A 14270-nucleotide genomic window follows, 5' to 3' on the forward strand; every position below is an offset into this window, starting at 1 on the left:
ATCATTTTTTACTTTTTTTTAAAATAAAATAACATAAACAACTGGTTGTATTTCAATACATTACACTAAAATAAAAAGCGTATAAAAAGTTCCTTGCTAGATAACAGCGGCTTTCAGATTATAATACCCCTCCCCTCACAACGATTGCAACTTTTCTTACATATCACAATAAGGCTAAAGATAGAGTACATATTCTATAATCACCATTGCATAAACCTCTTACACGCTTTATGCTTTGCCATAAGAGCAAAAGGAAGATGTCAATGTCATCTAAACTGACGCGTAACCAAACATTGGTTTTAAACACTTTAAAAAATGCAAAAGGGCCTTTAAGTGCTTATGCGATTCTCAATCACTTACGCGAAGAAGGTTTTCGTGCACCTCTCCAAGTTTATCGTGCGTTAGAAAAACTCGTACAGTTAAAGTGTATTCATCGTCTTGAAAGTGTAAATGCCTTTATGGTCTGTTTACACCCTGAAAACTGTCAACATGAACTTACAACGTTTATAATTTGCGAAAACTGTGGTACAGTCAATGAAATACAAAATCAAACGATTGTATCGAGTTTAAAACAGATGGTTCAAGCTGTTGACTTCCAAGCCCACAAAAGCACCCTAGAAGTACGAGGCCTTTGTAAAAAATGCGTAACAAAATAAGACCTTGAACTTGCAAGTTCATATTTTTAGCATTATGTTTCAAAAATCATCTTATTGCTTGAAAAGCTCTTATCGTCCTTGCATGTATATCACCCTAGTCTATAGTGATGGGTTTATTATACTCAGTGGAACATAAATATTGAAAGTATAAAATCATGTCCGTAACTGAGACAATTTTTTCAACCAAAAACTTCAATAAAACGCAACAAAAGAAAGTAATCAAAGCTCTTCTTATTGTCTTTGCACTTTCTGTGCTTTGGTTTAGCTATAAGTATATAACGCAATGGCGTTATATACTCTCCACTGACGATGCCTACGTGCAAGGAGATATAGCAGCTATTGCGACTAAATTAAATGGATATATTGAAAAAATTGCCATTAAAGCCAACCAAGTTGTAAAAAAGAACGATGTTTTATTTTACCTAGACAACGGTGATTATCAAATAGCCTTGGATCAAACAGACGCACATCTTAACACACAGAAAAAAACACTTCTACGCATTGATGCACAAATCACAGCCGCTCATAGTGCTTTAGATGATGCAAAAGCACAAAAAGCAGCCGCTTCAGCCATAGCAACCAATGCACAACTCACCTTAAAACGTGTAACAGAACTGAAAAAAAATCGTTATGCTCCTCAATCCGAGGTTGATGATGCCAAATCAGCTTATGAACAAGCCGTTGCGAATGTTAACAGAGCGGACGCACAAATGGCTGCAGCACGTGCGAATATCCGAGTGCTAGAAGCGCAACGAAGTGAAATAGAAAGCCAAACAAAGAGTTTAGAACTCACGCGTGAAAAAGCACAACGTGATCTTGATTCGACCGTTATACGAGCGCCATTTGATGGCGTTATAGGAAATTTAACAGCAAAAACGGGAGATTTTGTTGTAAATGGCCAACGTCTTGCGGCGTTAGTCCCCATACATGCACTTTATATTGAAGCCAACTATAAAGAAACACAGTTGCAAAATATTCACGCAGGACAAAAGGCTTATATTGCTATTGATGCATTCAAAAAGGAGTTTTTTACAGGAAACGTGCTTTCTATTTCGCCCGCAACAGGCGCTGTTTTTTCTCTTTTGCCTCCACAAAATGCTACTGGTAACTTTACAAAGATTGTCCAGCGCATTCCCGTACGTATTTCTATTCCAGAAGAAGTCTTAAAAACCGGACATATCCGAGCAGGGATGAGTGTTTCAGTGAAAGTTGATACACGTACAAAGCCACAAGATAAAAGTCTCTTATAACAAAAAAGTAGAAGATCTTACTATGACATCTTCCATACCAGAGCCCATACAATCTCAAGAACGCATCGGAATGCACAAAATTATAGTTTTTATTGCTATGTCTTTTGGCATGTTTATGGCAATCTTAGATATCCAAATCGTTTCCTCTTCTTTAGCTGAAATTCAAGCGGGTCTTGCAGCAAGCTCTGAAGAAATTTCATGGATTCAAACTTCCTATCTCATCGCTGAAGTCATCATGTTGCCGCTTTCTGGATTTTTAGGACGATTGCTTTCAACACGTGTTTTCTTTACCTTATCAGCTATCGGTTTTACGATTACTTCTGTTCTTTGTGCAACGGCAACATCTATTGGAGAGATGATTTTGTATCGCGCACTACAAGGTTTTATTGGTGGTGGAATTATCCCTAGTGTTTTTGTTGCCTCCTATGTCCTTTTTCCTCCTTCCAAACGTCCCATTGTTACCCCTATCGTCGGACTGGTCGCAACATTAGCCCCCACCATTGGTCCAACCGTGGGAGGCTATATTTGTCATCTCTCATCGTGGCATTGGCTCTTTCTCATCAATGTGCCCTTCGGGATTATCATCTCAATTCTCGCTTGGAAATTAATTGATTTTGATAAAGCTGATCCTTCTTTAATGAAGAAATTTGATTGGTTAGGCCTCATTTCTATGGCTACTTTCTTGGGAACTTTAGAGTATGTTCTAGAAGAAGGAGCTCGTCATGATTGGCTGAGTGATAGGCTGATTCGGAATTTTTTCATTATCATGATTCTTGCTGCAGCCTTATTCTTCTGGCGTGCTTTTACAGCAAAAGAACCCATTGTAGATCTCTCTACTTTTTCTAATTTTAATTTTTCTGCTGCATCCATTTTTTCCTTTGCACTGGGAATAGGTCTTTATGGACTCACATATCTTTATCCTGTCTATTTAAGCCAAATCCGCCATTATGATGCCCTCATGATTGGAGAAACATTGTTTCTTTCAGGATTCGCCATGTTATTAACTGCTCCGCTTGCTGGATTTCTTTCAGCCCGAATGGATGCACGTTTAATGATGGCAATAGGACTTTTGGGTTTTGCAATAGGCACTTGGATGGCGAGCTCTATCACAGATAACTGGGATTTTTGGCAACTCTTTTGGCCGCAAGTTTTCCGTGGTGCTTCTGTGATGTTATGTATGGTTCCTGTTAATAATATTGCCTTGGGAACACTCCCGCCAGAACGAATGCAAAATGCTTCTGGACTCTTTAATCTCACACGGAATCTAGGTGGTGCTGTAGGGCTTGCGATTATCAGCACTCTCATGACAAAACGCACAGACTTCCATTATGAACGAATAGCCGAAACGCTTAACCACGCAAACAGACAAGCAACTGAAATGCTTTCAAAGCTTACTTTATTTTTCAAAACAGAAACCTTTGATTCGTATACTCTTGCTCTTTCTCAATTGTTTGGTATGGTACGCATACAAGCAACGATTATGGCTTTTAGTGATATTTTCTTTATTATGACCATTATCTTTGTTATTTTGACATTTATGACCATTTTTCTTAAAAAAATACCACCTCTCATGGATGCACCACCAAGTCACTAAGCTTAATTAAAATTGAGAAATATTTTTTATCTTTATCACCTTCCTCGCTTCCTATGCACTTTATCTCTTCTCAAGAGACAGTATAAATCAACATATGATTCTAAATGATTCTTCTGATAAAAATTCTTTTCAATGCGGGCTCTTTACGCACTTAAAAATAACTTCTCGCATACAAGAATTGTTTTGGATGATAATAAACAAAGAGCTTATCTAAAGTGCTCCACACCATAAAGATAAAGCAGCTATTTCTATAGGATTTTTGATTTACCACCGTAGGGCAAAAAACATTAAAACAATATTTGCGCCTGTCATTAAATCTCTCATCTATCTACCCCCCCTTTTACGCTACTATCCTCATAAAAACTATTCTGTAAGATTCTTTGCCCTTCACTCTTTTGATTCTCACAAGAATATTCATAAAAGATTGATGATTCTTGTGATTTTTATTCATTCACCTATTTCCCTTATAATATGTAGGAGAACATTTTTTTGATTCTGGATACAAAATTTTACATGAGAAAATCATTTTGTATTTGATACTCTCATGCCAATTGCAAAACGATCTACCTTTATAGCAAAAAAAATAATGATATATTTTTTTCAAAAAAGTTGCTTTTGAACATATAATTTTATTTTTTATACTCTTTGAACAAGCGCTAAAATTGTATAAAATTTCTCAAAATGTCTCTCTATTGAATCAATCAAAACTATTCCCTTGCACATAAAAAGCAAAGAGATAAAAACTGCTTAAGAAAAAAGTAAAATATCCAACCGTTTCGATGCATGATCTACCAACGATATTGAAAACTGGAAAACTGCATGATGATACCGGCTTTAAAAGAATACAAGACCACTCAAAAATCCGGTTCCTTAATATTATAAAACAGGACGCTATTCCAAAAAAATGAGCTTTAAATATATTCCTACTCACTTAACTGAAATTATCAAAAATAAGAAACCAGCCACATAAAGAAAAAGCCATATAATAAAATCGCAATACAACTCCCCAAAACTTTGTACCGCTAAATACTTTGGCACTAGTCAGAATAGTATGCTCTCCTCAACGCCAGCTGTTGAAAAACAAATTTAAACACTATCTTCAAGCCACTTTATGATGCTGAAAACGATTCGAAACTTCTCGTTCTCCCCTAGGAACTAAAGTGCCATAACACCCAGAAAGATAATGTGGTATCAGTTCCAACGCTTGAAAGCGATGCTTTTCATAAGGACCAGGCATTGCCAAATTTTCTGTTAAACTATTTGAAAAGCCAAAACGTTGATAAAATTCAAAATCCCCTACCAGCAAAATGGCGCCATATCCCAATTTTTTTGCTGTTTCAATTGCGTGGCGGACTAAAATTGATCCTATTCCCAGACCAGCACATTCAGATGCAACAGCCAAGGGGCCCAAAAGTAAAGCATGTTGTGTTTTATTTTTTCCTTTAGAAAAAGAAACATGCCAAAGACGGACACTTCCCACAAGCTCTCCAAGCGCATTTTTAACCACAAAAGAAAGTCCTTGAGCAGCTAACCGACCACGACGTAAAGCCTCTGATGATTTACGTTTACGTCCATACCCCATCGTTGAATCAAGCAAAATTTCTCGATAAGGCTTATCTGCTTCTTGCTCCAATAAAAGTGTAAAACATGCCCCATCTTTTGTTTGAAAATTCATCATGTTCATCTCAATGACCGCCCTCTTATAGCGCCATGACGAGCATAGCAAAAAATCTAAAAAACCTATAGTTAAAAGGAAACCTCAGATCACATATGATCGTAAAGGCTCAAAACCATTAAAAGCAACCGATGCGTAAGTTGTTGTGTAAGCACCCGTCCCATGAATCAATATTTCATCTCCTATCGTTAGGGATAGAGGAAGCGGATAAGGTGTTTTTTCATAGAGAACATCTGCCGAATCGCATGTTGGTCCAGCCAAAATACAAGGCTCCATAACCTTATCATCATGAGGTGTCTCAATAGGATAACGAATGGCTTCATCCATAGTCTCAGCAAGACCATTAAATTTTCCAATATCAAGATAAACCCATCGTACATTATCATTATCAGCTTTTTTAGATATCAGAACCACTTCTGTACGAATAACACCAGCATTACCAACCATCGCACGCCCAGGCTCAATAATCGTCTCAGGAATACGATTACCAAAATGCTTTTTCAATGAATCAAAAACTGCTGTACCATAAGCTTGTTCTGTAGGGACATCTTTCAAATAACGCGTTGGAAAACCGCCCCCCATATTCACCAACCTCAGCGAAATGCCTTCTTGTTCCAAACGCTTAAAAACTGTAGCAGCATCCGATAAAGCACGATCCCACGCACTCAGATCAACCTGCTGAGACCCAACATGAAAAGAAACACCATAGGCTTGCAAACCCAATTGGTGTGCCCGTCTTAGAACATCAACCGCCATAGCAGGGACACAACCGAATTTGCGTGACAATGGCCACTCTGCACCTTTTCCATCGGTAAGAACACGGCAAAAAACACGTGCTCCTGGAGCAACACGCGCAATTTTTTCCACTTCTTCAACACAATCAACTGCATAAAGTGAAACACCCAATGCATATGCTCGTGCAATATCACGTTCTTTTTTAATCGTATTCCCAAAAGAAATACGCTCTGACGTTGCTCCTGCTTTTAAAGCCATTTCAATTTCTGCAACAGAAGCCGCATCAAAAGAAGATCCTAAAGAAGCAAGCAAACGCAAGATTTCAGGTGCTGGATTTGCCTTTATTGCGTAAAAAATACGCGACTGCGGCAGAGCTTTTTCAAAATTTAAATAGTTGTCACGAACAACATCAAGGTCAACAATTAAGCATGGACCTTCAGAACGATGTGTTGCAAGAAAATCGCGAATACGTTGCGTTGCCATCTGCAATTCTCCTTGAGGGAAAGCTCCCCCACTCTATGCTTGGACAGCCAAAACTGCCAAAAGCTAAAGGACAAAAAACACACAACAACTATCCCCATTCTGATTACAAAAAACCAGAAATTAGCATTGTATGCAGCGAAAGAACAGCGCGAAGCCGCGTCATTCTATTTTATCTGCCTTTTTGATTGGAGTTGAGAAAACCACTTCCGCACTGAAGGCAATGAGGTGTGCCTCTATAGTTATCCCAGTATTTAAAACTGGAAGACACCAGAAAGGCCCGCACCGTCGTTGCTTCAAGATGTCCTCATTCTTGCAATTGGCTGTAAGAATGACTGGAGCGGTTAGTTCCAGGTACCGTACCGGTTAATCTCACCATTTGAGAACCAGCGGACACCCACAGGCACGTGCGACTTTGGGCAATGCATCCTATAAAACGAATTCTTGCTCATTTCAATCATTTTTTTAATTTTAAACATTTTTTAATTCTTAAAGATAAAATGATGCGAAAAAACAACACTCTCTTCCACCAGACAAAGCTATCCATCCGCTTTCATGAGATGACACCCCTTACATCATCCGTGCAACATAAATCACTGTCTTGCTTTTAAAGCCCCTCATTTCTTTGCCCTATTCTATCTCCTAATATCCGCAGCAGAAAATAACGCAAAGTAAATTACTCAACACATTAATTTATAATGATAATTTATTATTTTGCCCTTAAACAACAATCTCATCATAAAATTCTCTTATTTCAACCCTCTTACAATGAATTCGTTAAGATCATTCTTTTGCGCATTACAAATAAAAAACAACTGAAAAAAGGGGAACCTCTTATATATCCTCTCAAATGCAAGGATGACCAACATTGAAAACTGGGGATAGTAACGACTGAAGCACTATCATTTTTAAAGATAACGATGTCCTTCCTCCAACAAATACCATTATCTTTCTTATTGACATCCTAAAAAAACATCCCTGTTTCCACATTCATTTCACAGCATCGCTTAAGCAAAATATCATGAAAATTCCCCATATAATATAGCTTGTGTAGTATAGATTAACTACATCGCACCCTCTTTATACTTATGAAAGTACAAGCCTGTGCCCCCATTCTATCTGCCAACTCCCAATATTGCAGAAACTCCTACATTGAAATGTTTCATAACACCTTATCTAAAATGATTTTTGTCCACACGTTTCTCCCATTTGTAACGTACAGGTGAATGAGTTTTAGGTGATTTGTTCTCATCTAATTTGAAAGCAATAAAGTTCACAATATTTAACTCTTTTATTCAAATAAAAATAATTTATCATTATAAATTAATGTATTATATTAAACTTTGGAATCATAAACTCCTATTATCATTTTATTTTTCCCACCTAGCATCTGCTTTTTCATCTCCTCTTATTAATCACATCTTATTCATACGCTTTTCTCTTAAGCTATGAATCTCCCTCCCCTGCGCTGTTGGTGAAGAAAGTTTCTATTTTAAAATGAAAAGTATTTAAAAACTCAATCCTATAAAATGTAAGGAGAGCAAACGATCTATAATGATTATTTATAAATCAAATAATTTAACATAGACAAAAAGACCGAATAATATCCGGTCTTATAGAATATTTTTCTACCAATATCAAAAAACTCTTTTCTCTTAAATTTAAGAGAAAAACGCTAAAATTTACAGCCCTACACTGCGCTATCCTTATGTCCCTTGATGAGAATCAATAGCACGCAACTTCAACAATTGAAACTGCCTATGGCGCTCACGAAAGCGCTCTCTATCGGCTTCACTACGCGTGTTATAACAAGCATCACAGGAAACACCTTCCTCATAATGAGACGATAATTTGCTTTCAGCATTAAGAGGAGAACGACACGCGCGACATAATTCGCGTCCACATTCTTCAAGACCATGTTGAACAGAAACACGCTCATCAAAAACAAAACACTCACCCCACCATAAACTTTCCTCTTTTGGAATTTTTTCTAAATATTTTAAAATACCTCCTTTTAGATGGTACACCTGCTCATAACCAAGTTCACGTACATAAGCTGTTGATTTTTCACACCGAATACCGCCTGTACAAAACATAGCAATTTTCTTTTTCTTCTTTAAATCAGCTTCATGTTGACGCACCCATTCAGGAAATTCGCGAAATGTTTTAATCTGCGGATCAATCGCTCCTTGAAAACTCCCAATCGCATATTCATAATCATTACGCGTATCGATCAAAATTGTCTCTTCATCTTGAATAAGAGCATTCCAATCTTCAGGATCCACATAAGTACCAACAACTTTTAGCGGATCAACACCTTCAACCCCCATTGTCACAATCTCTTTTTTCAACCGCACTTTCATGCGATGAAAAGGCATTTTTGATGCCCATGAATATTTAATCTCCGGCGTTTGAAACGCTGGCTCAGCCGTAATAAAATCCACCAATGCCTCAATCGCAGCACAAGAACCAGCAACCGTTCCATTAATTCCCTCTTGTGCTAAAAGCAGAGTGCCTTTGATATCCTTTGCTTGACATAAATCCTGCAAAGGTTTTTGTAATTGATGATAATGCTTCAAATCTGCAAAGCAATAAAGTGCAGCAACTTTAAAATTCTTTTCCATGTGTTTTGCCATAACGCGCGTTTCATTCAATTTCAAGATTTATTCATGTACTCTTTAACATATTGTGCTTAATCAAACGATACAAATAATATCATCTCCAAGAAGAAAAAATATCATGTGCCAAAAAAGAGAAAAGCTTTTAATATATCTCCAAGGACAAACTGTTATACCTGTTTTACTCATTGACAATCTACAAAGTGCTGTACCCTTAACACGTGCTCTTGTCAAAGGTGGATTAAAAACAATTGAGATCACCTTGCGAACACCAAATGCCCTCAAAGCAATTCAGAAAATTACACAAGAAGTCCCTGAAGCAATTGTTGGAGCCGGAACAATTCTCAACACAACACATTACGAAAAAGCCGAACAAGCGGGAGCCAAGTTTATTGTAAGCCCCGGATTATCAAATGAATTAATCAATTGTGCAAAAAATAGTGAAATTCCCCTTCTTCCCGCTGCAATGACCCCAAGTGAACTCATGCAAGCATTAAACAAAGGCTATTCATATCTCAAATTTTTCCCAGCTGAAGCCGCTGGAGGTATTGCCTTCATCGAAGCTTTAGCATCTCCCTTCTCTGATATCCGGTTTTGCCCAACAGGCGGTATTACACAAAAAAGTGCAACACAATGGCTCCAACTGCCTAACGTCTTCTGCGTTGGCGGTTCTTGGATAGCGCCCCAACAACTCATTGCAATAAGTGATTGGGATTCGATTACTGCATTAGCATATACTGCATCACAACTTCCCTCTCCCTCGAAAAAAGCTCTTTCTACAATATAATGTAAAATGCAAGAACATCAGCCCCTTCAACAAGACCAAAGCTTTCACACATCCTTGCGCAATCTTTAACATTGTCATAAAATCACAAATCATCACCCGATCTTCATCGAGATGAATTTAGGAGAGTGCTATTGTTTCAAAGCCGCTTGTTTCAAAAAAGCACCTACTCTCCATAACAGTCGTAATACGCCCCATATGCTCAGAAAGCTCACGAGTGGTCATAAAATAAAATTTCAACTGTTGTGCATATACTCCAATGAGTGGATCTTGTTGCAAAGAGGAAAAAGATCTTTTGCATAAATTAACTCATTCTGCTCACGCATTATTTAAAGTAAGGACAACTTCTGAAAATTTTTCATAAGTGCCAAGATCACGAATAAAGCTTGCAAAAGGAAAAAAACCGTACCGGTTTGAAAGAAGATAAAGCCTCAACTTTTCCACTCATTACTCCACAAAAGCGCGCTCTACAACATAAGTAGCAGGAGCATTATTAGCCCCTTCAACAAGACCAAAACTTTCACACATCCTTGCGCAATCTTTTAACATTGCCATGGAACCACAAATCATCACCCGATCTTCATCAGGATGAATTTTAGGAAGTCCAGTTGTTTCAAAAAAGTCCCCACTTTCCATAACAGTCGTAATACGGCCCATATGCTCAGAAGGTTCACGAGTAGTCATAGGATAGAATCTCAACTGTTGTGCATACTCTCCAATGAGTGGATCTTGTTGCAAAGAGGAAACAAGATCTTTTGCATAAACTAACTCACTCTGCTCACGCGTTGTTTGAATAAGGACAACTTCTGAAAATTTTTCATAAGTTTCAGGATCACGAATAAGGCTTGCAAAAGGAGCAACCCCCGTCCCAGTTGAAAGAAGATAAAGACGTTTTCCAGGAATAAGAGCATCAAGAACCAGTGTTCCTGTAGATTTTTTACGCATGAGAACTGTATCACCAATTTTAATTTTTTGGAGATGCTCGGTTAAAGGTCCCTCTGGAACTTTTATCGAAAAAAACTCAAGCTGTTCGTCCCAAAAAGGACTTGCAATCGAATAAGCGCGATAAATCGGCTTTTCTGCATTTGGCAAACCGATCATAACAAACTCACCCGAACGAAAACGAAAACTATCCGGACGATTCAAACGGAATTTAAATAACCGATCTGTATAGTGACAAACCTCTTGGACAGTAAGGGCGAACACATTCTCAGGAATCGGAAAATTTGCAACGCTACTGATGTTTGACGGAACATTGGTAGCAGACGTATTCATACTCTTCCCCATATTTTATTGAACGTTAAATTTCGAATCCTTGACGTGATATAGTACTTGCATAACCATCTGCCAACAATTTTCTTAAAACAAAAATCTCAAGATTAACACTTTATTAAACGAATGAGGAAAATACGAATACAAATCACATTCAAAGAAAAACAAAAACATTGAGTATTAAACAATCACGGTACTCTTTTCCCCTTTAACACATAATGCATATTTCCATTGTAACGCTATAACACTCTCTCGCTTAACAAAACTTATGACCTAAAACCTTCAAATAAGAGAGATAAAATTTTTGTTGATTGAACGATAACCGCACGAATCTTCAACAAGATTTCCGGCATTACATCTATTGTTTTCGTTACTGACCTTTTTACACTGCGCTTTCCATAAATATCCATAAATAAAAGAGTCTAACGCGCTCTATAAGCGACAAAATTGATTTCACTTAAAACCAATCAAACGATAGAAAGTAAATATTGGATACCCAATCCATCTTGAAAATCGACAATATTCAAATCAACGGGTTTTCTAAATCAACAGTTTTTAATATATCAGAAAATGTTTACACACTGTTTTCTATTTAACAAAAATAACTTTAAGTGCATGAGACGACATCCAAAATTGCACAGATAAGTGATCTTCCCCCCATGATAGAAAACTTGTAATGCATTGATTTAGAGTGGTTAATTTAATCATTTTACCTTCTCTGAATAAGCAGCCAATGCAATGTTTAATCAAAACAATCGCACCAGCAACAACAGCCTAATATTGCACTCTTCAAAATGATACAATACAATAAACTATGTTCTATTTTTTATATGCCTCAACTAGGGAAAATAAGTAAAAAACAAAAGTCTATGTCTTACAAATTATTAGAAGATACCGTGTTTCTAACAACACAAATAAAACTAAAATATCTCTTATATCCAGAGTAGCATTTTACATAAAAAAACGACTTTAATGGTGCGTAATTCAGTATAAGCTCCTTATGATTTTAACCATAGAAAGTAGTGTCTTTCCCTATATCGTAAAGAACCTCAATGAAATAACCAAAAAACTCCGTATTTCACGAACACAGATAAGCTTTTAAAATGAAAAAATCCGTTAATGATGAAATCAATACATCACTCTATGTAGCTGTAGCAACCATCAATGTCAGTGCCATTGTTTCCAATTATATCACTTTAGCCAAACGTGTAGCTCCAACACAATGTTCAGCAGTTGTAAAGGCAAATGCCTATGGATTAGGAGCTCACAAAATTGCTCCTGCCCTTTATCAAGCTGGTTGTCGCACTTTTTTTGTCGCCCAAATCATAGAAGCCCTCCAATTAAAAAGCATCTTACCATCACATGTCACGATTGCCGTTCTGAATGGACTTCCACACTTAGCAGAAGAGTTTGTCGCACAATCTGGTATTGTTCCTGTTCTAAACTCTTGGAATGCCATTGAAAATTGGCAAAAAATTTGTCAAAAAAAAGATAAAAAATTTCCAGCAATTATTCAAATCGATACCCATATGAACCGATTAGGACTGGATCAAAAAGAATTACAAAAACTCATCAAACACCCTACAATTTTCGAAAAAGCAGAAATAAAATATATTCTCAGTCATCTTTCTAACGGAGAAGATGATACCCACCCATCCAATTATGCCCAATTGGCTACTTTAAAAACCATCCTTGCGCAATTGCCTGCTTGCAAAGTTTCCTTTGCCAATTCTGGAGGTATCTTTCTAGGATCAGATTTTTATTTTGATCTTGTTCGCCCCGGCATTGCACTTTACGGAGTTGATCCGCGGGGGAAACACCCATCACCTCTGAAACCTGTTTTAAAACTTGAAGCCCAAGTCATTCAAAACCGCGTTGTTGATATAGGCACACCTGTTGGTTATGGAGAAAGCTTTATAACCAACAGACCAAGCACTCTTGCAACCATTTCTATAGGCTACGCAGACGGCTGGCTCCGTGCTCTTTCGAATAAAGGAACAGTTTATTTCAACGGGTATAAACTTCCCATGGTTGGGCGGGTTTCTATGGATTCCATTATTGTAGATACGACCGATCTTGATCAAAAACCTCAAACAGGTGACTGGGTAGAACTCATTGGACCCCATCAAACACTTGAAAGAGTATCTATAGATGCCGATACCCTTCCCAATGAAATTCTAACATCTCTTGGCTCCCGCTATAAATACATTTACACATAAAAACTCTTTAAAGAAATAAATTGATAAAAATCATCATTTTAGAAAATTGAGGGTTTTTTATGAAAGATTTTACAACAATCAATCACATAGAATGATCATAGACACCGCACATTCACAGAAATCTCAAAATAGACAAGTTGATGAACTGTTTTATGGAAGTAGCTTTCACCCAAAATACAAAAGCTTAGCCTTTTTCCCACAAATTGACAAAAAAGAATCTACTGCAAAGTTTTTAAAATTAAATGCCCAATTAAACTAAAGTATTAATTCTCTATATATCAAACAAAACATCCAGTCTCATAAGTTTCTCTTATTTTCAGTTTTGTTCATAGTGAAGCAATCAAAATCATTCGCTTGCATACCACAAACTGGACTATGTATAGATAAAAATGATTTAAGAAAGGAATAATACCTCTTATGAACCATCTCAAGTACCAAGAGCTATAACATTAAGCGGCTGGCAAAGTGTATGATAGTGCCAACTTCTTCCTTCATAGAGCGTAAAGATTGGGAGCTCTCTCAATAGATTTATCGTTGTACCATTCACGAGCGCCGTCGCGAAATGGGATTGGGAGCGAAATGTCTCTTTAAAACAAACACGTGAATTAACAACCAAAGTATATTCTTTTTGGAGTGTTCTGTTTTACATGAGGGTATCCCATTAAGAACACAATAAATAAAAGCATGGGACAATATGTAATCCCCATTATAAAAAAACATTGCTTTAGATGCTTCTGAAAGCCGTAAAGCTGAATTAAAAGGAGATGACAAACTGAGGATTGAGTTTCACCTTTACGGCTTTATATTTCTCTGAAATTAGATTGTCTTCCAGTTTCAAAGATTACGTCAACAGAAATACGCAATCCCCTCGCCATCATCTGGCATACAAAAGCTTGAACTACTCATAAAGCTCTTTTTTGTCTCAATCTCTGACTTAAAACATGTCGCTGCGTTAAGTTTGGATGTGGATTTACAGGCAACAGCTAA

Annotated in this window: 9 protein-coding genes and 1 pseudogene; 5 read left to right on the top strand and 5 right to left on the bottom strand. The window is 37.2% G+C overall.

What is annotated here, in order from left to right; translation table 11 throughout:
- Positions 1–263: 263 nt before the first annotated feature.
- The 3 genes from ACFIKQ_RS08010 (at position 264) to ACFIKQ_RS08020 (ending at position 3500) form a co-directional block, all read left to right on the top strand.
- Positions 264–656, top strand: a complete 393-nt coding sequence (locus tag ACFIKQ_RS08010) for a Fur family transcriptional regulator (RefSeq protein ID WP_015856750.1) — start codon at positions 264–266, stop codon at positions 654–656.
- A 155-nt stretch (positions 657–811) separates the two neighbouring features.
- Positions 812–1906 (top strand): HlyD family secretion protein, encoded by a 1095-nt coding sequence (locus ACFIKQ_RS08015; RefSeq protein WP_375636469.1) that lies wholly within the window; start codon positions 812–814, stop codon positions 1904–1906.
- 22 nt (positions 1907–1928) lie between these two features.
- On the top strand, positions 1929–3500 hold the full coding sequence (locus ACFIKQ_RS08020) for a DHA2 family efflux MFS transporter permease subunit (RefSeq protein ID WP_375656230.1): 1572 nt from the start codon (positions 1929–1931) through the stop codon (positions 3498–3500).
- A gap of 1099 nt (positions 3501–4599) precedes the next feature.
- Here the strand turns inward: ACFIKQ_RS08020 and ACFIKQ_RS08025 are convergent.
- From ACFIKQ_RS08025 to ACFIKQ_RS08035, 3 genes are all read right to left on the bottom strand, one after another.
- Positions 4600–5184 carry a GNAT family N-acetyltransferase gene (locus ACFIKQ_RS08025; protein ID WP_375644961.1) on the bottom strand — a complete coding sequence of 195 codons (585 nt, stop codon included), beginning with the start codon at positions 5182–5184 and terminating at the stop codon, positions 4600–4602.
- Positions 5185–5259: 75 nt separating this feature from the next.
- On the bottom strand, positions 5260–6393 hold the full coding sequence (locus tag ACFIKQ_RS08030; protein ID WP_015856754.1) for a type III PLP-dependent enzyme: 1134 nt from the start codon (positions 6391–6393) through the stop codon (positions 5260–5262).
- A 1703-nt stretch (positions 6394–8096) separates the two neighbouring features.
- Positions 8097–9014, bottom strand: coding sequence for a rhodanese-related sulfurtransferase (locus ACFIKQ_RS08035; RefSeq protein WP_375636464.1), 918 nt, complete (start codon positions 9012–9014; stop codon positions 8097–8099).
- Between the two features lie 115 nt (positions 9015–9129).
- Between ACFIKQ_RS08035 and eda the strand changes: the two genes are divergently transcribed.
- Positions 9130–9795, top strand: a complete 666-nt coding sequence (eda, locus tag ACFIKQ_RS08040; RefSeq protein WP_375636463.1) for a bifunctional 4-hydroxy-2-oxoglutarate aldolase/2-dehydro-3-deoxy-phosphogluconate aldolase — start codon at positions 9130–9132, stop codon at positions 9793–9795.
- Here the strand turns inward: eda and ACFIKQ_RS08045 are convergent.
- Positions 9774–10224, bottom strand: a pseudogene (locus ACFIKQ_RS08045) (ferredoxin--NADP reductase); the annotation flags it as partial. The gene eda and the pseudogene ACFIKQ_RS08045 sit on opposite strands and share 22 nt — an antisense overlap.
- Positions 10225–10239: 15 nt before the next feature.
- Positions 10240–11067 carry a ferredoxin--NADP reductase gene (locus ACFIKQ_RS08050; RefSeq protein WP_375636462.1) on the bottom strand — a complete coding sequence of 276 codons (828 nt, stop codon included), beginning with the start codon at positions 11065–11067 and terminating at the stop codon, positions 10240–10242.
- Between the two features lie 1100 nt (positions 11068–12167).
- On the opposite strand from ACFIKQ_RS08050, the gene alr reads away from it, so the two are divergent.
- Positions 12168–13283: an alanine racemase gene (gene alr, locus ACFIKQ_RS08055; protein ID WP_375644962.1), complete on the top strand. Its 1116-nt coding sequence runs from the start codon at positions 12168–12170 to the stop codon at positions 13281–13283.
- Positions 13284–14270 lie beyond the last annotated feature (987 nt).

The organism is Bartonella sp. MR63HLJHH (assembly GCF_042194155.1).
Lineage (GTDB): Bacteria > Pseudomonadota > Alphaproteobacteria > Rhizobiales > Rhizobiaceae > Bartonella > Bartonella grahamii.

Bases quoted from the DNA above. Each gene is read 5' to 3' on its own strand.
- ACFIKQ_RS08010 (WP_015856750.1), top strand. From the start codon at position 264: ATGTCATCTAAACTGACGCGTAACCAAACATTGGTTTTAAACACTTTA.
- ACFIKQ_RS08015 (WP_375636469.1), top strand. From the start codon at position 812: ATGTCCGTAACTGAGACAATTTTTTCAACCAAAAACTTCAATAAAACG.
- ACFIKQ_RS08020 (WP_375656230.1), top strand. From the start codon at position 1,929: ATGACATCTTCCATACCAGAGCCCATACAATCTCAAGAACGCATCGGA.
- ACFIKQ_RS08025 (WP_375644961.1), bottom strand. From the start codon at position 5,184: ATGAACATGATGAATTTTCAAACAAAAGATGGGGCATGTTTTACACTT.
- ACFIKQ_RS08030 (WP_015856754.1), bottom strand. From the start codon at position 6,393: ATGGCAACGCAACGTATTCGCGATTTTCTTGCAACACATCGTTCTGAA.
- ACFIKQ_RS08035 (WP_375636464.1), bottom strand. From the start codon at position 9,014: ATGGAAAAGAATTTTAAAGTTGCTGCACTTTATTGCTTTGCAGATTTG.
- eda (WP_375636463.1), top strand. From the start codon at position 9,130: ATGTGCCAAAAAAGAGAAAAGCTTTTAATATATCTCCAAGGACAAACT.
- ACFIKQ_RS08050 (WP_375636462.1), bottom strand. From the start codon at position 11,067: ATGAATACGTCTGCTACCAATGTTCCGTCAAACATCAGTAGCGTTGCA.
- alr (WP_375644962.1), top strand. From the start codon at position 12,168: ATGAAAAAATCCGTTAATGATGAAATCAATACATCACTCTATGTAGCT.